Raw genomic sequence first — 23,139 nt, forward strand, 5'->3', positions numbered from 1 at the left:
TAAGAAAGAATAGAGGATAAGTTAAAATGGTAACGATTAGACAAGAACAAAAAAATGATTATAGAAAAACAGAAGAAGTCGTAAAAGAAGCATTTTTAAAGGAAGAATTTAGTGATAAAACAGAACATGAACTTGTAAAACATATTAGAGAATGTGACGCGTTTGTTCCAGAGTTATCAATTGTTGCGGTAGATGAAGATATAGTTGGTCACATTATGTTATCGAAAATTGCGATAGAACAAGATGGAACTTCTGTAGAATCGTTAGCACTTGCACCAGTTTCAGTTGCTAGGGGTCATCAGAAAAAAGGAATTGGTGGAAAACTGATTGTAGCTGCATTAGAAAAAGCGAAAGAACTTGGATACGGATCAGTTGTAGTATTGGGACATCCAGAGTACTACCCGAAATTTGGTTTTAAGAAAGCAAGTGAGTGGAATATAAAAGCACCGTTTGAAGTGCCTGAAGAAGTATTTATGATAATGGGATTAACAGAAAATGCTCTTCGAGGTGTAAAAGGAATTGTACAATATTCGAGTGCTTTTGCTGAGTAGGAGTAACGGTTAAGAAATGTAATCATAAAAGATGCTATCTTTTTGTATGGATATACAGAAAGATAGCTTTTTTTTATTAAGTGGATCTACTGACGTATATTTTGCTCAATGAATAATTGAGGTGGTAAAATTGATATAGAAACGTAAAGGGAGAGAATGAAATGAATAAGCGAGAAACAGATAGCAATGAGAATGCAGTTACGTTATATGTTACAAGACACGGTAAAACAATATTAAATACGAATCATCGCGCGCAAGGTTGGGCTGATTCTCCATTAGTAGAAAAAGGTGTTGAAGTTGCCACAAATTTAGGAACAGGATTAAAAGATATTCATTTTATGAATGCGTATAGTAGTGATAGCGGCCGAGCGATTGAAACTGCTAATTTAGTATTAAAATATAGTGAGCAATCAAAATTAAAACTTGAGCAAAGAAAAGATTTGCGAGAATTAAATTTCGGTATTTTTGAAGGTGAAAAACTTGAGAATATGTGGGATGTGGTTGGAAAAGCTGCAGGCGTTGCATCACTAGAAGAACTTATGAAGTTTTCTATTCAAGAAGTGATTAATCTTATTAGAGTAGCAGATCCTACAAAACAGGCGGAAGATTGGGAATTATTTTCTACTCGTATAAAAGCTGAGATAGATAAAATTAGTAAAGAAGCTGCTGGAAATGGTGGCGGTAACGTTTTAGTTGTCGTTCATGGGCTTTTGATTACTACCTTAATAGAAATGTTAGACAGTAGCAAAACAAAACTTGGGGTGGAAAATGCTAGTGTGACGAAGATTGTATACCAAGATGGAACATATACAGTCGAGTCGGTTGGAGATATGAGTTATGTTGCAAAAGGGAAAGAAAGTGTGGAAATATAATTAAATCTCAAATAGAAATAAGAAAAGGAAGGTAGAGAAATCTAGCTTCCTTTTCATTTTGTGAATTATGGGATTAATAAAATCTTCCCTGTGCTTTTACGGCTCTCTAATAATTCATGAGCAAGAGCACCGTCTTGTAAAGAGAATGTAGTAGGATTTGAAATGTTTAATTTTCCAGTTGCGATCCAATCGAATAATTGAGTAGATCGTTTTTTACGTTCTTCATAAGTAGTAAGAACGTTCCAAAGGTCTCCGCCAGTTAAAGTTTTTGAAGTATCCATAAGCATACGCGGATCAACTGGCGCAGGATTACCACCAGCCATTCCGTAAAATACGACAGTACCGCCAATTTTAGTAGCGTTAAAACTTTCCCCTAATGTAGAACCTACTGATTCATACACAACATTTACTCCAGTTCCATTAGTCATTTCAAGTACTTTCATATGCCATGCTTCGGTATATAAAAATACGTGATCGGCACCAGCTAATGTAGCTATCTTTGCTTTTTCTTTTGATGATGTAAGACCAATTACTGTTCCGCCCTGTAGTTTAATCATTTGAATCAGAAGTTGACCAACGCCACCAGCCGCAGCATGGACTAAAGCTGTATCACCTTGTTTTATTTGATAGCTATCTTTCGTTAAATAATGTGCCGTTAGACCTTGTAATAAGACAGAAGCGGCTGTTTCAAAAGAAATAGAATCCGGAAGTAGGATGGCTTTTTCTGATGGAACGGCAACTAGTTCTGCATTTGCAAATGGGACGTCCGCAAATGCAATACGGTCTCCTAGGTTGATAGTAGTAACGTCAGCTCCTACTTTTTCAACAATTCCAGCTCCTTCATAACCTAATACATAAGGCGGATTGCCAGCAAGATGATAATCGCCGCGGCGTCTATAAATATCAGCGAAGTTTAATCCGATTGCTTTCGTGCGGACAAGAATTTCATTTGGACTTATGATTGGATCGTGTATTTCTTTATAGTGTAGAACATTAGCGTCTCCGAATGTTTCGAAACAAAGTGCTTTCATATGGAATACCTCCATTTATATTGTTTATAGATGCTCTTTATCATACAATATAAATATCAATAGACAAAGAGGATTATTTCGATGAAATCAATCGAAAATACCGATTGAAAAAGAAGGATGATAAATGGAGATAAAACAATTAATTACATTTAAAGTAGCGGCACATACTTTGAATTTTACACAAACTGCGAAGAAATTAAACTTTGCTCAATCGAGCGTGACAGCGCAAATTAAAACGTTAGAAGCTGAGCTTGGTACACCGTTATTTGAAAGATTAGGAAAACGTCTTTTCTTAACTGAAGCAGGTAGGAAGTTTCAACTATATGCCGACAAGATGATTGCACTCAGTAACGAAGCGAAAATGGCTGTGAAAGATGATGAAGAAATAGCAGGTACGTTAATAATTGGTGCACAAGAAAGTCAATGTACATACAGACTGCCTTCTATATTAAAGAAGTTTAAAGCACAATTTCCTCAAATAAAACTTATATTTAAACCAGCACACTCCAATAAAGATGCGAAGGAACAATTGATGGAGGGGAAAGTAGATCTTGCATTTATTTTGGACGAATGTAAAACAGAAGATGTTTTACATGTGGAACCACTTATGAAAGAAGAATTAAAAGTAGTAGCAGCTCCTACGCATCGTTTACTTGAACAACCTTCAGTTTCTATAAAAGATTTAGAGAGTGAAACACTTTTACTAACAGAATTAGGCTGCTCGTATCGGACTTTATTTGAAGAGCTATTTCGCGGGGAAGATGTATATCCAGCAAATAAAATTGAATTTGTTAGTGTTGAAGCAATTAAACAATGTGTTATTGCAGATTTAGGTATAGCCGTTTTACCAGCGATAGTAGTAGAAAAAGATATACGGGAAGGGACGTTAAAGGAGTTAATGTTAAACGAAACAATATCTCCAATTTATACACAAATTGCTTGGCATAAAGATAAATGGATGACAGCACCACTGCAGCAATTTATTGATGTAACGAGGGAGTTTTTTGTAACGAATTAAGTGGAGAAATATTTATTTTATATAAAAGAAAAAATGGCAATTTTGTATAAAGAACCGATGCTTGAATATAACAAGTATCGGTTCTTTTATGTTTTAAATATAGAATGCTATAAAATGTGTATTTCTCAACTTTTTTTCTTACAAGGATAAGTAAAATTCTTCGTATATTCCAATAATCATAAGGGAATTTACAACGTTTATACGTTTCTGTAAGATGCCTCTAGGAAGTGTGAAAGGAGGACTTACATAGCGGTATAGCTTGTCTTTAGTATACGTACTTATTGTGAGGAGGAATTTAAAATGTTTAAAAAGTTAATGAAAGTATGCGTGTTAAGTGCGGCAAGTATAGGTGTATTATTTAGTTTTCAAGGAAGTACATTTGCAGCTACTGATTTAAGTAGTTATTATGACGGGAAAAATCCAGCAACAACGAAAGTATACGGGGGAAGTACGACGTGTGATGCAGATGGATTTAATGCAAAATCTACAGCTGTATATGAAGGTAGTAAAAAAGTAGGGACAGTGTATTTACGTTACAGTAATAAATGTCATGCAGCATGGGCTAAGTTTGTTTTAGATCAACCAGCACCAGCTGTTTCGGGAGGAGTGTACGCGTACGCTGTTGTGAATAAATACAAAAATGGTGTATTCCAAAAATCAGTTACTTCTAATCAGGGGAACGGCACAATAAAAACAGGTCAAACGAGTACTTATACAGGAATGGTATTTGATTTAACTGCTGATTTCGGATACACAGCAGATGCTGAAGCAGTTACGTTTAATAACGGTTACGGGAAAACAGCACGTTATTAATAAAGGAGTGAAATGATATGAAACTTTTAAAAAAGACGAGTGCATGTTTATTGCTATCTTTACTCGTTGTAACTAGTATGTTTAGCACGACTAATAGCTATAAAGCATACGCAGAAGACCATTCATATGATGGGAAAAGTCCTTATTATAACAGCTGTGATCAATCTGCAGTAACGAAAGAAAAGAAGTGGATTGATTCAAATTCTTATGTGGAATTAAAATTTAGCACGACGTGTAAGACAGCGTGGGCAAAAGTTACTGTAACTCGCCTGGCAGTTTATAATAATGAAGCTGATGCAAGGATTGTTAGAAAAACAGATGGAAAGGCATACACTTGTGGAAGTGCTGGAGGAAATGGTGTTGTAAATAAAGGGCAAACATCATGCTATACGCCAATGGTATATGACTTAAATCCAAGAAAGGCGCAAGCACAGGGGAAACATGCAATACCAAATAGTGATGCTTATAATTATGCGGAGACTATTTGGTATTGATGAGGATATGGAGATTGTAAGATAGAATATTTTAAGAGCATGTTTTGATTGGATTTCAAAACATGCTCGTTTTGTATTCATTCTAATTTTTTCGGTAATCATGGACCATTGAATTAACTAAGGTCTGTATCAGGAGGATTGTATCCAAGATGACGAGCTATTGATACAATTTGTCCTTTATGATGAAACTCATGAGTCTCCGTATGAGTTAAAAGCCATAGCGGTGTTGTGCTCCAAGGTTCTTTTTGCCATTTCACTTCATTTGCTATTTTTTCAAGCCAACGATCATTGTATTCATCTAAAAAACGTTGTACAGTCTCATCTACTAATTTAAATCTAGCACGGACTTTCGCGACATCTGCATGCTCAATTTCGTAATCGCTAGCAAATGAAAAATCTGCTCTTTTTTGCTTGAATGCGAATGACCCAAGCCAGTATCGATAGCAATCGGCTACATGAATATGTGTCTTTATAATGCTACCGCTCCCGAAATTCGGAATAGTGCTATGTAATTTTTCTAGTGGGATTTCTTCCAAAAACGAAAATAGAGTTTCTCTTGTAGAGCTAATAAGATTATATTGTTGTTTTAAAATATGTAACATGCAAGTACACTCCTCTTTTATTTACATAGTAAGTAATTCTATATTTACGAGGAGTGAACCTTTTTATTATTTTTAATAAGCATATTAGATGTATTTCTTATTTGTTTCTGATAGATTAAACAAGGTGAAACTTTAATAAGTTGAACATTCTTAGTTCATAATAAATTGTACATCAAGAAGGGAAACGATAACATGAATAGACTAGTGGGTTTAAAACAATTTGAAATAACGCGCGGGGCGTTACTTAAATTTATGAAAACGTTAGATGATAAAACTGCGGATACGCAGCCAGAGGGTTTTAACAATACAATTCGTTGGCATATTGGACACGTGTTAACAGCAGCAGAAGTTTTCATGTTTGGAAAAGAATTTAAACAATTACCAACTGAATATCCAGGTATGTTTGGGTATGGATCACGACCATCTAAATGGAAAACAGAAGGACCATCGTTAGAAGTGTTAACGGCTCAATTAAAAGAACAAGCAAAACGTATTAACGAAATTCCAGCAGAAGCATTTGAAAATAAACTGCCAGAGCCATTCCTAGGATTGGAAACAGTAGGGGAGCTTTACGGTATGATGCTTTATCATGAAGCTGATCATATTGGGCAAATGAAAGCGATGGAACGTATTATTAAAGCTCTTTAGTCTTAATTGCATATAACAAGCAATACAGGTGTAATGTTAAATAATATATACAAAAAAGGTAGATAAATTATTATCTGCCTTTTTTGTATAACTTCTTGAAGGATTAGGGATTATCATCGTGATGCTGATGCTGATGCTGATGCTGATGCTGATGAAGAAGAATAAGAGAATGGTATAATTTTTATGGTGTGATTATTAATTATAGTATTCCTAAATATGGAATATACGTATAATGATAGAGAAGAACTAGAAATAGGGGTGAATACTATGATTACATTAGAGCAAAAATTGGAGCAATATAAACATACATATGTACAGTTAAAGGGAGAACTAAAATGGAAAACGAGTGATTCTCGAACAGGAATGATGATTGCTGCTATGTATGCAGGTAGTGATAAATTGTTTGATCTCGGACATTTTTTAGAAATTAGTAGTTATATTAAGAATCAGGTAGGGATGTTTTCATACTTAAAGTCTTATCATCGTTTTGTAGTGGCCGCAACATTAGATATTCACTTTACAGATTACAAGGAAGCTTTTCGGACGTTTTTAGATTTATATGAACAATTGGTCACTGGTGGCTTTAGCCGGAGTATATTTACTTATCTCGCAGCAGCTGTGCTTTTAACAGAAGAAAATGAACAGCATGGCACACATATTCAGCGTTCGATGCAAGTATATAAACGCATGAAAAAGGATCACCTCATTCTTACAAGTACAAATGATTATCCGCTCGCAGTTTTATTAGCAGGACAATCAGAGCATGTAGAAACACTTATGGACCGAGTGGAACGTCTTTATCAGAAACTAGCGACAGCTGGTTTGCGTAAAGGGAATGATCTTCAATTTTTGAGTCATATTCTTTCACTAAAGAAGGATGTCAGGGAAGAACTATTAGTTGCAAAATGTACAAATATATGGAGTTTGTTAAAGCAAGAAAAGGTAAAAGTAAAACAGATGCATTACCCAGCTATCGGGCTACTAGCGTTACTCGAGGACGGAGAAAAAGAGATTCATTCTATTCGAGCATTTATTGAAAAATTGCAGGGGGATAAATTGTTCCGTTGGCATACAGATACAACTATTCTTATTGCTATTCAACTGTTCGTAAGTCAGAAAGGTGAGGAAAGTAAAGCTACTAACACAGGTTTACAAACAATGATAGAAGTCCTCATACAAGCACAACAGGCAGCCATGATGGCAACGATTGCCGCTTCATCTGTAGCAACATCTTCAGCTAGTAGTAGTTCATAATGTGCAACTGCTTATGCTCTTGTAAAGTATAACTCCTTTAATAAGGTCGGTTTAAAAAATATTACTAAAAAAAGCCCATCACTCTCTAATGAGTGATGGGCTAACTGTTTTTACATAATCAGCATTATCTTTTTGATTCCTTCAAATGTTTGAGCTGCGTGACAATCATAATGCTAATAACAACGAGTAAAAACCATGAACTAATTTTGCTTAAGTGAACGAGACTCCATGCTTCCCGTTGATTTGGATATTGCCATGCTCCGAAAAATGTTGCGATGTTCTCTGCAATCCAAATGAAAAATCCGATAAGGAAAAAGGAGAGAACGAGTGGCATTTTATATGTAACGCCTTGTAATGAAAATTGTACAAATGTGCGAGAGAAAACAATGAATAGTAGTAAAGTTAATATCCATCTAAAATCGTATGTAAAGTGGTGTGTGAAAAAATTGAAGTAAATCATAGCTCCTAACGGCACGGCAAAAATAGCTTTCGGCCAATGATGCATTTTTAAATGCAACCTTCTCCACGCTTGACATATGTAACTCGCGACACTCGCATACATAAAACCGCTGTAAAGCGGAACTCCAAAAACCTTCGAATATGCCTCTTCGGGATAACTCCATGAACCGAAATGTACTTTATATATTTCTAGTAAAAGGCCGATGAGGTGGAAGATGGTAATTACTTTTAGTTCGTCTTTTGTTTCAAGACCAGTCTTGTACATAATCCACTGCATAAGAAGGCATACGATGAGTATGAAATCATAGCGGTATAACCCTGGGATTGAAACAATTTTTGAAAGGGCTAGTGTTAAGAAAATAATGACTGGGAATAAGCAAGATAATGCTTGTTCGTAAGTGAAATGTAGTAGTTGTTTTATATAGAACATTGTGTCACCTTCGATATTTTTATTTGAAAAATCAAAATAATCAATAAGTATACTACAATTTATAAAATAATCCAGTAGTCTATTTTGCATGTATTTGTAAGTTTTAGAAGGGAATTGTAATGAGTATTTTAATATTGTAGAAAAGTGAAAAAATAGTTTGCTATTTAAAAAAAGTGGGGATATAATATCTAAATGAAAATGATAATTATTATCAATAATAATTATAAATAAAAAATAATTACAAAAAACAACTGAATATAAAGGATGAAATGAAACATGTTACATAAGTCTACTGTACATGCTGGTAATAACCGCTGGATACATATTAAGTTCATATGTTTCATGAGCTTAACAATTTTATGTTTAATTGGATCTATATTTTTAGCCATTTCATTTGGTGCAAAGGATATTCATTTACAAACGGTGTGGACAGCGGTTTTGGATTACAATCCGAAATTAACGCAGCACCAAATTATTTATGAATTAAGGCTCCCGAGAGTAATTGGAGCAGCAGTTGTAGGGGCAGCTTTTGCGGTCGCTGGTGCTGTTATGCAAGGTGTAACACGAAATCCTTTAGCTGATGCAGGTGTACTCGGAATAAATGCAGGTGCGATGTTTGTAGTAGCACTTAGTTTTGCTTTTTTTCCGCATATGCCGTATTCCTATTTAATGATTGTTTCCTTTATTGGAGCAGTCTTAAGTACAGTACTTATTTTTGTTATTGGATCAGCAACATCAGGTGGGTTAACACCAATGAGGTTAACGATTGCTGGAGCTGTTATGGCAGCGCTTTTACATTCATTAAGTTCAGGTGTTGCGATTTATTATGATTTAAGCCAAGATTTAGCGTTTTGGTATGCTGGTGGTGTTGCAGGGGTTAAGTGGGAACACTTGAAATTTTTAGTCCCTATTATTCTTATAACGATTATTTTTGCAATAGTGTTAGGGAAATCTATTTCACTCATATCAATGGGGGATGATGTTGCTACAAATTTAGGAGTGAAAACGAACCGAACGAGAATACTAGGGATGATTATAGTAGTTATTCTAGCAGGTGTTTCTGTTTCAGCTGTTGGTTCTATTGGATTTGTAGGACTAGTTATCCCGCACATTGCTAGAAAATTAGTTGGTGTGAATTATAGACTCATTATTCCTATGTCAGCATTATTAGGAGCTATGTTATTAGTTGTAGCTGACCTAGGAGCTAGAACAGTAAATCCTCCTAAGGAACTTGCGATAGGGATTATGGTAGCTCTTGTTGGAGTTCCGTTCTTCCTCTATATAGCACGTAAAGTTGGGAGGGAGTTATAAGTGAAAGATCTTTTTAACACGGATAAAAAGAGAGCTATTACTGTAACTACAATATTCGGATGTGTAAGTATCGCTGTAATTTTAATCAGTCTAAATACAGGGACACTGAGTATAGAGCCACTTAAAGTAATTCAAACACTTTTTGGTTATGGTGATTTTGAGAGCGCAACCGTGCTATATGATTATCGTATGCCAAGAATTATAATCACAATGTTAGCTGGTATTGGCCTTGGGATTTCCGGTGCGATTTTGCAAGGATTATCCCGTAATGCACTTGCAGACCCTGGTATTCTTGGACTGCATTCAGGTGCATCTTTCGGGCTAATTATATTCGTTACATTCTTTCATTCTATTAATGAAAGTGCATCCATTTTAATACCGTTATTTACATTTAGCGGAGGAGTATTAGCTGCATTTCTTATTATTTTACTTGCGAGTGATCGGTCAAAAGGTTTACTTCCCATTAGACTTATTCTCGTTGGTATTGCAGTTTCAGCTGGTTTTAGTGCAATTTCGTTATTTTTCTCTCTCAAGTTAAATGATGAGACGTATACATTCGCTTCTAGATGGCTAGTTGGTAACGTGTGGGGAAGGGATTGGATTCATGTCCTTGCATTATTACCTTGGATTTTCATACTAACCCCTTATGCGTGGCTAAAATCTAAAACGTTAAATGCATTGTCACTAGGTGATAGTGTAGCGGCAGGACTTGGTGTTTCTGTTCAAAAAGAACGGTTATTACTTTTAGCTACAGCGGTTGGATTATCTTGCGCAAGTGTATCGATGGCAGGAGGGATTGGTTTTATCGGTTTAGTTGCTCCGCATATCGCAAGGAAGTTAGTAGGTACTACATATCAACACTTTCTTCCTTTAGCTGGCATTATCGGAATGATTATTTTAGTGCTAGCAGATACGATAGGTCGTTCTATATTTGAGCCAAACTCCATTCCAGCTGGTGTAGTAGTGGCAGCTTTAGGAGCACCGTATTTTCTTTATTTACTTACAAAAACAAAATAAATACTTCAAAGAGGAGAACATATGAAAAAGAAACTTACTATTTTATTTAGCATGATGTGTATTTTAGTATTAGCAGCATGTGGTCAAACGAAAGCTAATGAAGAGGCAACGAAAAAAACGGAAAAAAGTAATGATCCAAAAATCGCCTCTATGTCCATTCATTTAACAAATAATTTACTTGCATTAGGAATTACACCAGTAGGTTCTGTTATTGGTGGAGATTTAAAAGATTTCTTACCGCACGCTAAAGAGAAGTTGAAAGATACGAAGAAGCTTGGTGTTGTAACAGATCCGAATATGGAAGCGTTACTTCAATTAAAGCCAACGGACATTTATGTTGATGAAAAATATGCTGGTAAAGATGTAGCGAAATACGAAAAAATTGCAAAAACACATTCTTTCAATTTAGATGAAGGTACGTGGAGAGATCATTTAAAACAAGTTGGTAAACTTGTAAACCGTGAGAAAGAAGCAGATAAATATATTCAAGATTACGAAGAGCAATCAAAACGAGTAAAAAGTTTAATAGATAAAGAGCTAGGTAATAACGAAAAAGTAATGGCAATTCGCGTTACTGCAAAAGAATTACGTGTATTTAGTACAAAAAGACCGATGGGACCAATTTTATTCCAAGACTTAGGATTACAACCTGCAAATGGTGTAGAGAAAATTGATGGAAACCGTCCTTTCGAAGTCATTTCACAAGAAGTATTACCTGACTTTGATGCAGATGCTATTTTCGTTGTCGTTAACAGAGATGATAAAGCGAAAGCTGCATTTAAACAACTTCAAGAAACACCAATTTGGAAAGACTTAAAAGCTGTTAAAGGTAAGCACGTATACATTATTAATGACCAACCATGGCTTGACTATTCTGCTTTAGGTAACAAAATGGCAATGGATGAAGCGGAGAAAATGTTTACGAAATAATATAGTTTCGCTATTAGGAAAGGCCCTCTAAATTTGGAGGGCTTTTTATTATTGTTAGAATAAACGAAAAATTATACAATGAAGTTAATTTCGTGTAGAGGAGATGTGCCAATGTCAGCGCTTATTGTAAGTATCCCGTGTATAAAGCAGTTTATAGAATAAGGGGATAAATAGGCTAATAATTATCCCTGTTATTAAAAAAGGGGGAGTTTGAAATGACAATGAATCTTTTTCAAAATAAAAAGATTAAATTATCAGCTATTAGAGAAGCAGATGCTGAAGTAATGGCTATGTGGCAAGAAGATAGTGAGTATTTAAGGAATGTAGATACAGATGTAGCATTCCCGCAATCGATACAAGAAATAGCAAGTGATGGGCTATTAAAGGGACGGAGATCGAATAGTGTTTCTTTCATGTTAAGGACAGTTCAAGATGATCGCTTAATTGGTTTTGTTGCAATTCATGGCATAGAGTGGAATAACAGAACGGGTTTATTAGCCATTGGTATAGGAGATGCAAATGATAGAGGAAAGGGATATGGAAGAGAAGCAATCCATCTTATCTTAAAATATGCTTTCTATGAATTGAATTTACACCGCGTCGGTCTGGATGTGATTTCTTATAATAAAGCAGCCATTGCGTTGTATAAAAAGATAGGTTTTCAGATGGAAGGGTGTATGAGAGAAGCGGTTCAAAGAGATGGGAAGTGTTTTGATCGTATCATTATGGGGATATTGCGGGATGAATGGATAGGGTTGCAAGATTAGCGAATACATTCAATATTATATATGTAGTATGCAGGAGATATAATGATAATTGGCGAAAATTTACAGTGAACTGATTGAATTTATAAGGAGTTATGTAAAATGAATTTAGAAAAAGCAAAACCAGTAAATGAAGAGGTCGCTGAATTAAAGGAACTAATTAAAGAGTTACACGGAAGTGTACATCAACTGCAAAGCGAAGTGCAGCAACTAAGGCACGAAAGACCAGTTGTTGAAGTGAGAAAAGGTGTTCAATTATCACCAACAATTGTCGGACAAATTGGTGGTATGATTTTAGGTGGGTTAGCAATTATCGGTATATTTTGGTGATGAAAAAAGGTTTGCAGCATCGTGCTGCAAACCTTTTGGATTTGACGATATAATTTCATGCAATACAACTTTTACATTAAATAACGTAAATATATATAAGCATGTGATAACAAGAGTGCAACAATAGTTAATGGTAAACCAATTTTTAAGAAGTCCATATAAGAGAAAGCATGTCCTTCACGTTTTGCAATACCAGCAACGACTACGTTTGCAGATGCTCCGATTAGCGTTCCATTTCCTCCTAAGCAAGCTCCAAGAGATAACGCCCACCATAGTACTTCGATTTGCGGAGAATCGACAGATAGTCCGAGTCCTGTAGCTAAGTCTTGAATAAGAGGAATCATCGTAGCGACAAATGGGATGTTGTCGATTGTCGCAGATGCGATGCCAGATACCCATAAAATAAGTATAGCTGCGAATCCGATGTCACCGTTTGTTACGCCGATTACTTCTTTTGCAAGTGAAGAGATAAGTCCGATATCAATTAACCCGCCAACGAGAACAAATAGTCCGGCGAAGAAGAAAATGGTTACCCATTCAACGTGGGCAAATACATCTTCAATATCATGTTCTTTCACGCCGATTAACATAAGAAGTGTAGCGCCTGTCATCGCGATAACAGCAGCGTCTACATGAATAATCGAATGAAGTACGAAGCCTAAAATAGTTAGTCCTAAAATCGAAATAGATTTTAAAAGGAGGCTTTGATTTTTAATGTAATCTTTTTCGTTTAATGCCATTAGTTTTTCGATTTGTTCAGGTGTTGTTTTTAGTTTGTTACGATACATGAAGTAAATAATGCCAAGTGTCACGATAGAAATAATAATTACGATTGGAGCTAAGTTAAGTAAAAAGGCGTTAAAGTCTAAATGCTTGTTTGCTGATCCAATCATAATATTAGGTGGATCACCGATTAATGTTGCTGTTCCGCCTATATTTGAAAACAGCACTTCTGAAATCAAATAAGGAACAGGATTTACTTTTAAAATACGTGTAATGGATAATGTAACAGGAACGATTAATAAAACAGTCGTTACATTGTCCAAAAATGCTGATCCGACAGCAGTTAATAGGGATAGTAATAATAAAATGCGAATCGGTTTTCCGCCAGCTGCTTTTGCCGCTTTAATGGCCACAAATTCAAAGACGCCTGATTGACTCGTAATATGTACGAGAATCATCATCCCAATTAAAAGGGTAATCGTTTCCCATTGAATATGTGATGTGAAAGCAGTATGTAAATCTACAACTCCAAAAATAATCATAATAGCAGCACCGAATAGTGCGATTACAGCACGATTCAATTTCTCAGAAATAATAAATCCGTACGTGATTAAAAATACGGCAATTGCAAAATAATATTGCCAATTTGCTACTTCATGTGCTGATTGTTCCAATCATGTCACCTTCTTTAAATTATGTATTCAATTGTCGAAATGTATCTCGCTGCAATAATGCGGGATAAAATATATTGTAGCAAATTCAAAAAAGAAAGAAAACTATTTAACAAAGTGAAGGAAAAAATGTATTTTTTACATATCATATAAAAAATATAAAAAACACAGTGCAAATTATTAGGAAAAGTGAGCGTTGTCCTCTAATATAGAGATAGCAATTTACATTATTTTTGCGTAAAATGGTTTAAAGAGGTGAATTCCGATGGAAATAGTAAAAGATAGTTCTCTTATTCAAAATGAAATTGAACGTTTTGTAAATAAAGATGTATATATTCATTTAGAAACGACAAACGGAGCGTATGCATCACACATAAATGAAAAGATGATGACAGTTGGTGCTTTCATTCGAAATGCAATTATCCGTTTTGAACGCGGGAAGATAACTGGAACAAATCCATACCGAGTTGGTCTGAAAATGGATCACGGTTGGGTATATGCTGAAGGTATTACGCACTGGGAAGTAGACGATCAAGAGCGTTTATTATTAGCTGGACATGATAATTTAGGTCGTCTAGCAGTTGCACTTGAGTTAAGCTTAACACCATTTAAGTAAGAAGGAGGGAAACTTATGGAGAGACATGTACTTGTTGTATTTCCGCATCCAGATGATGAAGCATATGCTGCGGGAGGAACAATTCGCTTATTAACAGATCAAGGAGTACCTGTAACATATGCATGTGGTACTCTAGGACAAATGGGACGTAACATGGGTAAGAACGTATTCGCTAACCGTGAAACGATTCCACATATCCGTAAGAAAGAATTGAAAGATGCTTGTGAAGCGATGGGCATTAAAGATTTAAGAATGCTTGGCTTCCATGATAAAACGTTAGAATTTGAAGATGTTGATTTCGTTGCTGACAAAATTGAAGCAATCATTCAAGAAGTAAATCCATCTCGAATTATTACATTTTATCCAGAGCACGGTGTACATCCAGATCATAATGCATTTGGCCGCGCTGTCGTTCGCGCTGTATCACGTATGCCAAAAGAAGAGCGCCCAGTTATTCATGCTGTTGCGATTACGAAAAATCGTGAAGCAGTATTAGGAGAACCGGATGTTGTAAATAACATTAGTGAAGTATTTGATCATAAATTAACTGCATTAGGTGCGCACCGTTCACAAACAGAAGCAATGCTTGAAGACACGCATGCAAAAATAAAAAACAAAGATGCAGCAACATTAAAATGGCTGCATCTTGAACAGTTTTGGACTTATAAATGGGAGTAGGCTAGAAGGATACCTTCTAGTTGCTCTTACATAGAAAAAGCGCCGTCACTTGTGATGGCGCTTTTTCTTGTTGAAGACTATATATTTCTTAGGGTGCTTCAAAATTTTTAAATTAACGTGCAGTATAGCCTCCATCAACAAGAAGTGTTGTACCGTTAACAAAACTAGCATCATCACTTGCTAAAAATAAGACAGCTTTAGCAACTTCTTCTGGTGTTCCAAGTCTGCCTTGTGGATGAAGTGAAGCTAAATATTCTTTCTGTTGAGGGTTAACACTACCAAGTAAAGGGGTGTCAATATAACCAGGGCACACCGCATTAATACGTATTCCATATTGAGCGTAGGCAGTACATAAATTTTGAGTTAATAGTTTCACACCACCTTTTGCAGAGGAGTATGCTGTTGGGGTAGGTAATGAAACAAAACTATGAATCGAACCAGCGTTAACGATGACACCACCTGTACCTTGTTTAAGAAATTGTTCAATCGAATATTTATTAGAAAGGAATACCCCAGACAAATTAATATCAATAGTTCTTTTCCATTTTTCATAGGATAATTCGTTTGCCGGTGCATCATCAGCAACGCCGGCATTGGCATACATAATATCTAATTTACCGTATGTACTTACTGTCTCATGAATGAGCTGTTTAATATCTGCCTCTTTTGTTACATCAGTTTTAATAAATAACGTATTATAACCATGTGCATTCAATTCATCTGATAGTTCTTTTCCACGTTCAGAAAAGTCAGCAATAACTACTTTTGCACCTTCTTCGATAAAAAGACGAACAGTAGATTCGCCAATTCCACTTGCACCACCAGTTATGATTGCTACTTTGTCTTTTAATTTCATATAAACCTCTCCATTCATCAATGAATTTAAGTCGAATTTTTAAATCTTGTTACTAAACTATTAACCTTAAATAGTAAGTAGATAGAAGAAAAAGCTCGCGTTTACTTAATCGTGAGAGTGCTATTTTTCTTTAGTGTACTTTTTGATACAGTTATGGACGAAAATATTAATTTGGTCAATTTTATCATTAGATTGAATATTTGGTAAAGATCTCTCGAACAAAGCGAGTACGGATGCTGAAAAATTAAAATAAACATGCAGTATTATTTGTAGGGTAAGGAACAAGGGGGGAGAGAAGCATAACGAAAACTACTACTCTAGTTAAATAGGAAAAAGCCTTGCAGGGGGGCAAGGCTTTAAACAGGGTATTAAAAATTATTGATTTATTAAGAATAACTTCTTCTTGTGAATAAACTAATTTTAGCATGATAACTCATATGTATGTGTTACGAATTTGTGAATAAAAACTCAATGATAAAAGTATGAGTGAAAGGGAATAATGTATTTGAAATATGTATTATTACACAAAGTTCAGTTGAAATAGGGAGAAAAATAAAAAAGTGCAATGAGCAAAATGATTAAGAGACGAATTATACGAAAGGTCAGTGGAACGCCTAATATTTAATTTGTTTCACTATAATATTAATTCCGATGCTACAAAATTCAAGAGATGACTTATCAATATAAAAACAAAAAGTTCTCAGAATCTACGGCTTTAAAATCAAAAAAATTTAATCATTGGCATAAGGGAATTTTATATTGATTGGTCGAAGAAGGAGATTTGTATATTTAATTTCTTTTTGCATTTAATTCTTTAGAACTGATTTTTAATAATGTATATAAGAAGCGTATATTTTGAATTATTTAATAGAATAATATATATTTATATTGATTTAATGATTTTAGTTTGTTAAAAATGGGGAAATCGATATGAAGGTTAAATTTGCCGTAATAAAAGATGAGAATTTTGATTGTAGTTTATTGGAAACAAAATTATTGAAAACTTTTAAAGAAGTAGATTGTGAAGCAGATATTGTAAAGGTTGAGGATGAAATTTTTGAAAACAATGATGTACAAACGCATTTATCAGAAATAACCATTCATGTTACTGGAAAAAATATCGGATATAGATCCGTTTCAGCCAGTATATTTATTGTTCTAGAGAGTTTATCAATACAGCTATTTCGTATTAATATTAGTATACATTAAGCAGCTGAAAAAGTGGATTCTTCAGAAAATCATACTGATTATATTGAGTTGTAAATATGAAAATGGTGATGAAAACAATAGAAATTATCGTAGGTGCTCCCGAATGTTGGATTGCACCTTGTTTGTTGTTAAATAAACAAGGGATTCCTTTTTAAATTTTAATCTATCTTAACGTTAATTTATAAATAGAAGAATGGAAACATGTGAGTAATTCAATTAGATTGTACAAATAATTTGGTACGCGGATATACGCAATGTATTCACAGGTAAGAGGGTTGTCTCATAATATATATAGATTTTTCTATTAAGATGAACAGAGGGTGTGAATATATGGAAGATGTTTACGCTAAAATTGACAGTCTCAAGGCGGAGCAAAAAGAAATGATGAGAGACATTCGAAATTTAGAAACGCGTACTACTATTAATGAGAAAGATATAGCAACAATCAATAAGCAATTAGAAAAAATAAGTACAAACACTACTTGGATTTTGCGAATTATTATTAGTGCGATAATAATGTCAGTTTTAGGATTGATATTAAAAGGGATGATTTAAAAGAAAGAGGGGAGCTCCCTCTTTCTTTTATGTAAATGAGAAACTATAAATTTTCCGTTTCCTTTTCGTCTGCATACTTATCCTCTAAGGAAATTAATAGAGGGATTGATATAGTTACAAGAATGATTAAAGTGGTGATAAAAGATTTAGAAAGAGAAAAAGAACCTTCAATTAAAGGTGATAAAAACTTGAATGAAAGTATACTTGTTATGAAGGAAATTACTAAAAAGCTCAAAAGAGATATATTTTTATTCTTTATAGATGTCTCTATAAAGTCTTTAACACAGGTTATTACGACAAATATAGTTAATATGATAAGAGAAACAAAATAATGTGTTAAATTCGTCATATTAATAGTAGGATCGTCTATTATGTAAGCAAGTAACTTAGATACTAATATTCCTCCAAACAATAAAATAATAAAAGCAAGTAATCCTTCCAATATATAAGTGCTGAAATTGTCTTTCTTGTTAAAGAGTTTATAGTTTAGAGTAGATTGGGTTATTTGAATTAGGAATAGGGTAATAATCCATACATAATATACAAATGGTAATTCTCCTGAGAATAGAGAAATTAGAAAGTTTACTACTGTCCTTAAAATTTCAATCATTACGAAAGTCCTCCTACTTGTTCAGCTTTATGACATTAGGAATATATGAGTATATCATTTTATAATTAGGTTTATAGATTCAAACTATTTCTAATTATTCCATAATAAGGTGGTTATATCAAGTAGTTATCTTCTATGGCGTGTATTAGTTGTTCACTAATATAAAAAGAACATTTGAACGTTAATACTAGAAAAATAAAAGTAATATGTAATATAATTGAAAAAGTATATTTAAAAATCGATGTTAATATTACCCTCCTATAAGTATTAACATACGTAATTGAGGTGTTTTCTTTGTTGTTTTATGACCGGATTTCTATAATGGCCCCTCCTGTTCCGTAGCTAAGGAAAGTCTTTTTACTTCTGAGATTTTCAAAGTTATAGGAGGGTATGAAAAATGAAAAAAGTCTCAGTACCATCACTTTTGTTAATGATTATTCTTGTCGCATTTCCGCAAATTAGTGAAACGATTTACACACCGTCTTTACCAGACATTTCAAAGGCATTACATGTAAGTAATAATGAGGTGCAGTTAACACTTAGTGTGTATTTTGCTGGATTTGCGTTAGGTGTATTTTTTATTGGGTGGTTATCAGATATAATTGGCCGTCGCCCAGCAATGTTATTTGGAATTGTAATATATGGCGTTGGGAGTTTCTTATGCTTTATTGCAAATTCCATTGAAGTTTTATTGGTAAGTCGTTTTATTCAAGCGTTTGGAGCAAGTGCAGGATCCGTTGTTACACAAACGATTCTTCGGGAAAGTGTAGAAGGGCATAAGCGGCATGTTATGTTTGCTCAAATTTCGGCAGTCATTGCTTTTACACCAGCGATAGGACCTTTAATTGGTGGTTTTCTTGATCAAATGTTTGGATTTAAAATAGTATTTTTAAGTTTAGTAGTTATGAGTGTCGGAATTTTTCTGTATACATTTGTTTCTCTTCCCGAAACTAAGACGGGTTCAGTAACGAATAAAATAAATGTGTTTTCAGTCTTGAAGAGGCTAATTACAAATCCGAAAGTAGTAACATATGGGCTATTAATTGGAGGAGCAAATGGTGTTTTATTTAGCTATTATGCAGAAGCGCCGTTTATCTTTATTGAATACTTTCAATTATCGCCTAGTATGTATGGATTTCTAGGAATTGTTGTAGCGTCTGCTTCTATTGTTGGAGCGAAAGTTTCGAAACGTTTACTTGCTACTTATAAACCAGAGAAAATTATATATATCGGTTGTCTCGTAATGACAGGAGGAGCTATCCTTTTATCTGTTATTACGTTTGTGGAATCAAATCCGAATGTAATATATATGGTTGTATTTTTAATAGCGATGTTTATATTGTTATTAGGGATTGGAGTAGCGTTACCTAATTGTTTAAGTTTAGCGTTAGTAGATTTTCAAGATGTCATTGGTACAGCTGGAGCGTTGTTTAGCTTAGGGTACTATATAGTAGTAACGATGACAATTTGGGGAATGAGCCAACTTCATACGGGTTCATTAATGGTGATGCCACTTTATTTTCTGGCTATAGTAGTTGTAATGTCAGTGTTTACTAGAGTGTTTATTTTTGGTAAGCAAACTTTGAAATCGGTTTAAATATGAAATCGTAAAAGAGTCTCATTTTTAAATGAGGCTCTTTTATATTTTGGCTGGGGTAAAGAAGTTAGTAGTTTATTAATATATTAAATTTCTCATTAGTATATAAATCGAATGTGTGGGAAATTACGTTATCAACTATAAAGGTTGAAGTATTTGACATATGAAACCGAGGAAGAAATGCTCTCCTCTGTTATTTATATTGTAATAATATACATGCCGGAATCATATTGAATAGATGTATTTTATTGTTAATTTAGTTAAAAATTAACCGGACTTATGTATAATAATTTATTGAAAAAATAATTGAATTTTTCAGATTAATTAATTAATATAAGGTAAGTAATTTTAAGATTTATAGAATATTGGAAGATGAAAGGTTTTGAGAATTTTATTAGGAGCACAAAACGATTTTAGGATAGCTTTAAAGCTAGTGTAAAATGACGTTTGCTTCATCATTTTCAGAGCCGAAAGGAATTAGGGGAAAACATCTTGTGTTAAAATGCGGCTATGAATCATCTAAGAGGGGGAAGTGAAGTGGCAAACAAAGAATTGAAAAGAGGTTTAGAAGCACGTCATATTCAAATGATTGCTTTAGGTGGAACCATTGGTGTTGGTTTGTTTATGGGGTCAGCCAGCACAATTAAATGGACAGGTCCGTCAGTAATGCTTGCTTATGCAATTGCAGGTATTTTCATATTCTTCATCATGCGTGCCATGGGAGAAATGTTGTATATGGAGCCAAGTACAGGCTCATTTGCGACGTTCGGTCATAAGTATATTCATCCGCTAGCTGGTTATATGACAGCGTGGAGTAACTGGTTCCAGTGGGTTATCGTTGGGATGTCAGAAATTATCGCGGTTGGAGCGTATATGCAATATTGGTTCCCGGATTTACCAGCTTGGATACCAGGTATAATCGCAATGGTTATTCTTGGTGCAGCTAACTTAATTTCAGTTAAGTCATTTGGTGAATTTGAATTTTGGTTCGCGATGATTAAAATCGTTACGATTCTATTAATGATTATTGCGGGATTTGGACTTATTTTCTTTGGAATTGGTAACGGCGGAGAAGCGATTGGTATATCAAATCTTTGGTCAAATGGCGGTTTCTTTACAGGTGGTTTTTCAGGATTCTTCTTTGCATTATCACTTGTAGTTGGAGCGTATCAAGGTGTGGAATTAATCGGAATTACTGCTGGCGAAGCGAAAAATCCGAAGAAGACACTTACAAGAGCGATTCAAAGTACAATTTGGCGTATTTTAATTTTCTACATCGGTGCTATTTTCGTTATTGTAACTGTGTATCCGTGGGATCAATTAAGTACAATTGGTAGCCCGTTCGTAGCAACTTTTGCGAAGGTTGGTATTACAGCAGCAGCTGGACTTATTAACTTTGTTGTTATTACAGCAGCAATGTCTGGTTGTAATAGTGGTATTTATAGTGCTGGTCGTATGCTTTATACGTTAGGTGTAAATGGACAAGCACCGAAATATTTCACGAAACTTTCTGGAAATGGTGTACCTTTATTCGGTACAGTTGGCGTAATTATCGGTCTGGCGGTTGGTGTTGTTTTAAGTTACATCGCACCGAAAAATTTATTCGTATACGTATATAGCGCGAGTGTACTCCCTGGTATGGTACCATGGTTTGTCATTTTAATTAGTCAAATTAATTTTAGAAAAGAAAAGGGAGCAGAGATGAAAGATCATCCGTTCAAAATGCCATTTGCTCCTGTAACAAACTATTTAACGATTGCCTTTTTAATTATGGTATTAATCGGAATGTGGTTTAACGATGATACTCGTATTTCATTAGTTGTAGGTATTATTTTTTTAGCTATCGTTACAATTAGTTTCTATGCTTTTGGAATAGGAAAGCGAGCTCCGTTAGACGTTCAAAATAATAAAGAGATTTCAAGTAAATAAAGAAAAGGCTGTTCATCTGGAACAGCCTTTTCTTATTGTTGCTATTTGTCGATAAATCGATATACCTTGACGAATCGTTGATATAATTTGATTTATGATAGATATATTTGAAAAATCGTTGATATATTGTACGTTATGATAGATATATTCGAAAAATCGTTAATATAGTTTCACATACTATCTGTCACTATCATGATTAAAATCTCTCTAATACGATTTTCCCAATGGTGTGCCCGCTTTCAAGTAGTGCATGTGCTTTCTTTAAGTTTTCAGCGTTAATCGGTGTTAATGTTTCATTTTTATGTAAGCTGTACTGATAGTCTAGAAGGAGTTTATTTCTAAAAAGAAGAATTTTTTATTGTATTACTTTATCCCAAACTAAATGTAAAGGTGGATACATAATGACAGTAAAGAAGCTTTATTTCATCCCAGCAGGTCGTTGTATGTTAGATCATTCTTCTGTTAATAGTACACTCGCGCCGGGGAATTTATTGAACTTACCTGTATGGTGTTATCTTTTGGAGACAGAAGAGGGGCCTATTTTAGTAGATACAGGTATGCCAGAAAGTGCAGTTAATAATGAAGGGCTTTTTAACGGTACATTTGTTGAAGGACAGATTTTACCGAAAATGACTGAAGAAGATAGAATCGTGAATATATTAAAGCGTGTAGGTTATGAGCCGGACGACCTTTTATATATTATTAGTTCTCACTTACATTTTGATCATGCAGGAGGAAACGGTGCTTTTACAAATACACCGATTATTGTGCAACGAACGGAATATGAGGCAGCACTTCATAGAGAAGAATATATGAAAGAATGTATATTACCGCATTTGAACTATAAAATTATTGAAGGGGATTATGAAGTGGTACCAGGTGTTCAATTATTGTATACGCCAGGTCATTCTCCAGGCCATCAGTCGCTATTAATTGAGACAGAAAAATCCGGTCCTGTATTATTAACGATTGATGCATCTTATACGAAAGAAAATTTTGAAGATGAAGTGCCGTTCGCGGGATTTGATTCGGAATTAGCTTTATCTTCAATTAAACGTTTAAAAGAAGTTGTGATGAAAGAGAAGCCAATTATTTTCTTTGGTCATGATATAGAACAGGAAAAGGGATTTAAAGTGTTCCCTGAATATATATAATGCAAAAAGTCATGAGC

At 34.5% G+C, this 23,139-nt stretch carries 25 protein-coding genes; 19 read left to right on the top strand and 6 right to left on the bottom strand.

Annotated elements, in window-relative coordinates; all coding sequences use genetic code 11:
* Nucleotides 1-26 precede the first annotated feature (26 nt).
* Together ACQRBL_RS16470 and ACQRBL_RS16475 are read left to right on the top strand one after the other, a co-directional pair.
* Nucleotides 27-551 (top strand): GNAT family N-acetyltransferase, encoded by a 525-nt coding sequence (locus ACQRBL_RS16470; RefSeq protein ID WP_411995881.1) that lies wholly within the window; start codon nt 27-29, stop codon nt 549-551.
* A 161-nt stretch (nt 552-712) separates the two neighbouring features.
* A complete protein-coding gene (locus tag ACQRBL_RS16475) occupies nt 713-1,423 on the top strand; it encodes a histidine phosphatase family protein (protein ID WP_065484611.1) in 711 nt (236 codons plus the stop codon).
* Nucleotides 1,424-1,488: 65 nt separating this feature from the next.
* Here the strand turns inward: ACQRBL_RS16475 and ACQRBL_RS16480 are convergent, their stop codons facing one another.
* Nucleotides 1,489-2,454 (bottom strand): quinone oxidoreductase family protein, encoded by a 966-nt coding sequence (locus ACQRBL_RS16480; protein WP_065484608.1) that lies wholly within the window; start codon nt 2,452-2,454, stop codon nt 1,489-1,491.
* A 124-nt stretch (nt 2,455-2,578) separates the two neighbouring features.
* On the opposite strand from ACQRBL_RS16480, the gene ACQRBL_RS16485 reads away from it, so the two are divergent.
* The 3 genes from ACQRBL_RS16485 (at nt 2,579) to ACQRBL_RS16495 (ending at nt 4,779) form a co-directional block, all read left to right on the top strand.
* Nucleotides 2,579-3,472 (top strand): LysR family transcriptional regulator, encoded by an 894-nt coding sequence (locus tag ACQRBL_RS16485; protein ID WP_023522618.1) that lies wholly within the window; start codon nt 2,579-2,581, stop codon nt 3,470-3,472.
* A 300-nt stretch (nt 3,473-3,772) separates the two neighbouring features.
* Complete coding sequence (locus ACQRBL_RS16490) at nt 3,773-4,285, top strand: YjfA family protein (RefSeq protein WP_000473732.1); 513 nt, start codon at nt 3,773-3,775, stop codon at nt 4,283-4,285.
* Nucleotides 4,286-4,302: 17 nt separating this feature from the next.
* A complete protein-coding gene (locus ACQRBL_RS16495; protein WP_411995882.1) occupies nt 4,303-4,779 on the top strand; it encodes a DUF2690 domain-containing protein in 477 nt (158 codons plus the stop codon).
* 113 nt (nt 4,780-4,892) lie between these two features.
* Here the strand turns inward: ACQRBL_RS16495 and ACQRBL_RS16500 are convergent, their stop codons facing one another.
* Nucleotides 4,893-5,381, bottom strand: coding sequence for a DinB family protein (locus ACQRBL_RS16500; protein WP_078994399.1), 489 nt, complete (start codon nt 5,379-5,381; stop codon nt 4,893-4,895).
* A gap of 192 nt (nt 5,382-5,573) precedes the next feature.
* Between ACQRBL_RS16500 and ACQRBL_RS16505 the strand changes: the two genes are divergently transcribed.
* Both ACQRBL_RS16505 and ACQRBL_RS16510 read left to right on the top strand, forming a co-directional pair.
* Complete coding sequence (locus ACQRBL_RS16505) at nt 5,574-6,029, top strand: DinB family protein (protein WP_078994398.1); 456 nt, start codon at nt 5,574-5,576, stop codon at nt 6,027-6,029.
* A gap of 216 nt (nt 6,030-6,245) precedes the next feature.
* Nucleotides 6,246-7,283, top strand: a complete 1,038-nt coding sequence (locus ACQRBL_RS16510; RefSeq protein ID WP_411995883.1) for a DUF4003 domain-containing protein — start codon at nt 6,246-6,248, stop codon at nt 7,281-7,283.
* A 124-nt stretch (nt 7,284-7,407) separates the two neighbouring features.
* Here the strand turns inward: ACQRBL_RS16510 and ACQRBL_RS16515 are convergent, their stop codons facing one another.
* The gene (locus ACQRBL_RS16515) at nt 7,408-8,172 is read right to left on the bottom strand and encodes a DUF817 domain-containing protein (RefSeq protein WP_000499377.1); all 765 of its coding nucleotides are present in this window, start codon (nt 8,170-8,172) and stop codon (nt 7,408-7,410) included.
* A 276-nt stretch (nt 8,173-8,448) separates the two neighbouring features.
* On the opposite strand from ACQRBL_RS16515, the gene ACQRBL_RS16520 reads away from it, so the two are divergent.
* The 5 genes from ACQRBL_RS16520 (at nt 8,449) to ACQRBL_RS16540 (ending at nt 12,524) form a co-directional block, all read left to right on the top strand.
* Nucleotides 8,449-9,483: a FecCD family ABC transporter permease gene (locus tag ACQRBL_RS16520; RefSeq protein WP_065484599.1), complete on the top strand. Its 1,035-nt coding sequence runs from the start codon at nt 8,449-8,451 to the stop codon at nt 9,481-9,483.
* Nucleotides 9,484-10,500 carry a FecCD family ABC transporter permease gene (locus ACQRBL_RS16525; RefSeq protein ID WP_411995884.1) on the top strand — a complete coding sequence of 339 codons (1,017 nt, stop codon included), beginning with the start codon at nt 9,484-9,486 and terminating at the stop codon, nt 10,498-10,500.
* A 21-nt stretch (nt 10,501-10,521) separates the two neighbouring features.
* On the top strand, nt 10,522-11,430 hold the full coding sequence (locus ACQRBL_RS16530; protein ID WP_078994395.1) for an iron-hydroxamate ABC transporter substrate-binding protein: 909 nt from the start codon (nt 10,522-10,524) through the stop codon (nt 11,428-11,430).
* Nucleotides 11,431-11,645: 215 nt separating this feature from the next.
* Entirely contained in the window at nt 11,646-12,197 is a 552-nt protein-coding gene (locus ACQRBL_RS16535; protein WP_023522610.1) for a GNAT family N-acetyltransferase, read from the top strand.
* A gap of 99 nt (nt 12,198-12,296) precedes the next feature.
* A complete protein-coding gene (locus ACQRBL_RS16540) occupies nt 12,297-12,524 on the top strand; it encodes a hypothetical protein (protein ID WP_001047304.1) in 228 nt (75 codons plus the stop codon).
* A gap of 71 nt (nt 12,525-12,595) precedes the next feature.
* Here ACQRBL_RS16540 and ACQRBL_RS16545 read toward each other — a convergent pair whose 3' ends face one another.
* On the bottom strand, nt 12,596-13,921 hold the full coding sequence (locus ACQRBL_RS16545; protein ID WP_023522608.1) for an ArsB/NhaD family transporter: 1,326 nt from the start codon (nt 13,919-13,921) through the stop codon (nt 12,596-12,598).
* A gap of 262 nt (nt 13,922-14,183) precedes the next feature.
* On the opposite strand from ACQRBL_RS16545, the gene ACQRBL_RS16550 reads away from it, so the two are divergent.
* Nucleotides 14,184-14,534 (top strand): YojF family protein, encoded by a 351-nt coding sequence (locus ACQRBL_RS16550; protein ID WP_000407045.1) that lies wholly within the window; start codon nt 14,184-14,186, stop codon nt 14,532-14,534.
* Between the two features lie 15 nt (nt 14,535-14,549).
* The gene (gene bshB2, locus ACQRBL_RS16555; protein ID WP_097995140.1) at nt 14,550-15,212 is read left to right on the top strand and encodes a bacillithiol biosynthesis deacetylase BshB2; all 663 of its coding nucleotides are present in this window, start codon (nt 14,550-14,552) and stop codon (nt 15,210-15,212) included.
* Nucleotides 15,213-15,324: 112 nt separating this feature from the next.
* Here the strand turns inward: bshB2 and ACQRBL_RS16560 are convergent, their stop codons facing one another.
* Nucleotides 15,325-16,068: an SDR family NAD(P)-dependent oxidoreductase gene (locus ACQRBL_RS16560; protein WP_023522607.1), complete on the bottom strand. Its 744-nt coding sequence runs from the start codon at nt 16,066-16,068 to the stop codon at nt 15,325-15,327.
* 930 nt (nt 16,069-16,998) lie between these two features.
* Between ACQRBL_RS16560 and ACQRBL_RS16565 the strand changes: the two genes are divergently transcribed.
* Both ACQRBL_RS16565 and ACQRBL_RS16570 read left to right on the top strand, forming a co-directional pair.
* Nucleotides 16,999-17,277, top strand: a complete 279-nt coding sequence (locus ACQRBL_RS16565) for a hypothetical protein (protein WP_000865006.1) — start codon at nt 16,999-17,001, stop codon at nt 17,275-17,277.
* A gap of 330 nt (nt 17,278-17,607) precedes the next feature.
* Nucleotides 17,608-17,832: a hemolysin XhlA family protein gene (locus tag ACQRBL_RS16570; protein ID WP_000390469.1), complete on the top strand. Its 225-nt coding sequence runs from the start codon at nt 17,608-17,610 to the stop codon at nt 17,830-17,832.
* Between the two features lie 43 nt (nt 17,833-17,875).
* On the opposite strand, the gene ACQRBL_RS16575 is transcribed toward ACQRBL_RS16570, so the two are convergent.
* Nucleotides 17,876-18,442 (bottom strand): DUF5823 family protein, encoded by a 567-nt coding sequence (locus ACQRBL_RS16575; RefSeq protein WP_065484590.1) that lies wholly within the window; start codon nt 18,440-18,442, stop codon nt 17,876-17,878.
* A 397-nt stretch (nt 18,443-18,839) separates the two neighbouring features.
* Here ACQRBL_RS16575 and ACQRBL_RS16580 point away from each other — a divergent pair, with 397 nt between their 5' ends.
* From ACQRBL_RS16580 to aiiA, 3 genes are all read left to right on the top strand, one after another.
* Nucleotides 18,840-20,039, top strand: coding sequence for a multidrug effflux MFS transporter (locus tag ACQRBL_RS16580; RefSeq protein ID WP_097920422.1), 1,200 nt, complete (start codon nt 18,840-18,842; stop codon nt 20,037-20,039).
* A gap of 537 nt (nt 20,040-20,576) precedes the next feature.
* The gene (locus ACQRBL_RS16585; RefSeq protein WP_001284410.1) at nt 20,577-21,968 is read left to right on the top strand and encodes an amino acid permease; all 1,392 of its coding nucleotides are present in this window, start codon (nt 20,577-20,579) and stop codon (nt 21,966-21,968) included.
* 401 nt (nt 21,969-22,369) lie between these two features.
* Entirely contained in the window at nt 22,370-23,122 is a 753-nt protein-coding gene (aiiA, locus tag ACQRBL_RS16590; RefSeq protein ID WP_023522604.1) for a quorum-quenching N-acyl homoserine lactonase AiiA, read from the top strand.
* Nucleotides 23,123-23,139 lie beyond the last annotated feature (17 nt).

Origin of the sequence: Bacillus sp. AF62, assembly GCF_050312695.1 — a bacterium.
Lineage (GTDB): Bacteria > Bacillota > Bacilli > Bacillales > Bacillaceae_G > Bacillus_A > Bacillus_A cereus.

What these genes read in the sequence shown, in the direction of transcription:
- ACQRBL_RS16515 (WP_000499377.1), bottom strand. Translation starts at nt 8,172, where the DNA reads ATGTTCTATATAAAACAACTACTACATTTCACTTACGAACAAGCATTA.
- ACQRBL_RS16490 (WP_000473732.1), top strand. Translation starts at nt 3,773, where the DNA reads ATGTTTAAAAAGTTAATGAAAGTATGCGTGTTAAGTGCGGCAAGTATA.
- ACQRBL_RS16480 (WP_065484608.1), bottom strand. Translation starts at nt 2,454, where the DNA reads ATGAAAGCACTTTGTTTCGAAACATTCGGAGACGCTAATGTTCTACAC.
- ACQRBL_RS16575 (WP_065484590.1), bottom strand. Translation starts at nt 18,442, where the DNA reads ATGATTGAAATTTTAAGGACAGTAGTAAACTTTCTAATTTCTCTATTC.
- ACQRBL_RS16520 (WP_065484599.1), top strand. Translation starts at nt 8,449, where the DNA reads ATGTTACATAAGTCTACTGTACATGCTGGTAATAACCGCTGGATACAT.
- ACQRBL_RS16500 (WP_078994399.1), bottom strand. Translation starts at nt 5,381, where the DNA reads ATGTTACATATTTTAAAACAACAATATAATCTTATTAGCTCTACAAGA.
- ACQRBL_RS16495 (WP_411995882.1), top strand. Translation starts at nt 4,303, where the DNA reads ATGAAACTTTTAAAAAAGACGAGTGCATGTTTATTGCTATCTTTACTC.
- ACQRBL_RS16565 (WP_000865006.1), top strand. Translation starts at nt 16,999, where the DNA reads ATGAAGGTTAAATTTGCCGTAATAAAAGATGAGAATTTTGATTGTAGT.
- ACQRBL_RS16550 (WP_000407045.1), top strand. Translation starts at nt 14,184, where the DNA reads ATGGAAATAGTAAAAGATAGTTCTCTTATTCAAAATGAAATTGAACGT.
- ACQRBL_RS16505 (WP_078994398.1), top strand. Translation starts at nt 5,574, where the DNA reads ATGAATAGACTAGTGGGTTTAAAACAATTTGAAATAACGCGCGGGGCG.
- ACQRBL_RS16510 (WP_411995883.1), top strand. Translation starts at nt 6,246, where the DNA reads ATGGAATATACGTATAATGATAGAGAAGAACTAGAAATAGGGGTGAAT.
- ACQRBL_RS16530 (WP_078994395.1), top strand. Translation starts at nt 10,522, where the DNA reads ATGAAAAAGAAACTTACTATTTTATTTAGCATGATGTGTATTTTAGTA.
- ACQRBL_RS16475 (WP_065484611.1), top strand. Translation starts at nt 713, where the DNA reads ATGAATAAGCGAGAAACAGATAGCAATGAGAATGCAGTTACGTTATAT.
- bshB2 (WP_097995140.1), top strand. Translation starts at nt 14,550, where the DNA reads ATGGAGAGACATGTACTTGTTGTATTTCCGCATCCAGATGATGAAGCA.
- ACQRBL_RS16580 (WP_097920422.1), top strand. Translation starts at nt 18,840, where the DNA reads ATGAAAAAAGTCTCAGTACCATCACTTTTGTTAATGATTATTCTTGTC.
- ACQRBL_RS16535 (WP_023522610.1), top strand. Translation starts at nt 11,646, where the DNA reads ATGACAATGAATCTTTTTCAAAATAAAAAGATTAAATTATCAGCTATT.
- ACQRBL_RS16570 (WP_000390469.1), top strand. Translation starts at nt 17,608, where the DNA reads ATGGAAGATGTTTACGCTAAAATTGACAGTCTCAAGGCGGAGCAAAAA.
- ACQRBL_RS16560 (WP_023522607.1), bottom strand. Translation starts at nt 16,068, where the DNA reads ATGAAATTAAAAGACAAAGTAGCAATCATAACTGGTGGTGCAAGTGGA.
- aiiA (WP_023522604.1), top strand. Translation starts at nt 22,370, where the DNA reads ATGACAGTAAAGAAGCTTTATTTCATCCCAGCAGGTCGTTGTATGTTA.
- ACQRBL_RS16485 (WP_023522618.1), top strand. Translation starts at nt 2,579, where the DNA reads ATGGAGATAAAACAATTAATTACATTTAAAGTAGCGGCACATACTTTG.
- ACQRBL_RS16470 (WP_411995881.1), top strand. Translation starts at nt 27, where the DNA reads ATGGTAACGATTAGACAAGAACAAAAAAATGATTATAGAAAAACAGAA.
- ACQRBL_RS16540 (WP_001047304.1), top strand. Translation starts at nt 12,297, where the DNA reads ATGAATTTAGAAAAAGCAAAACCAGTAAATGAAGAGGTCGCTGAATTA.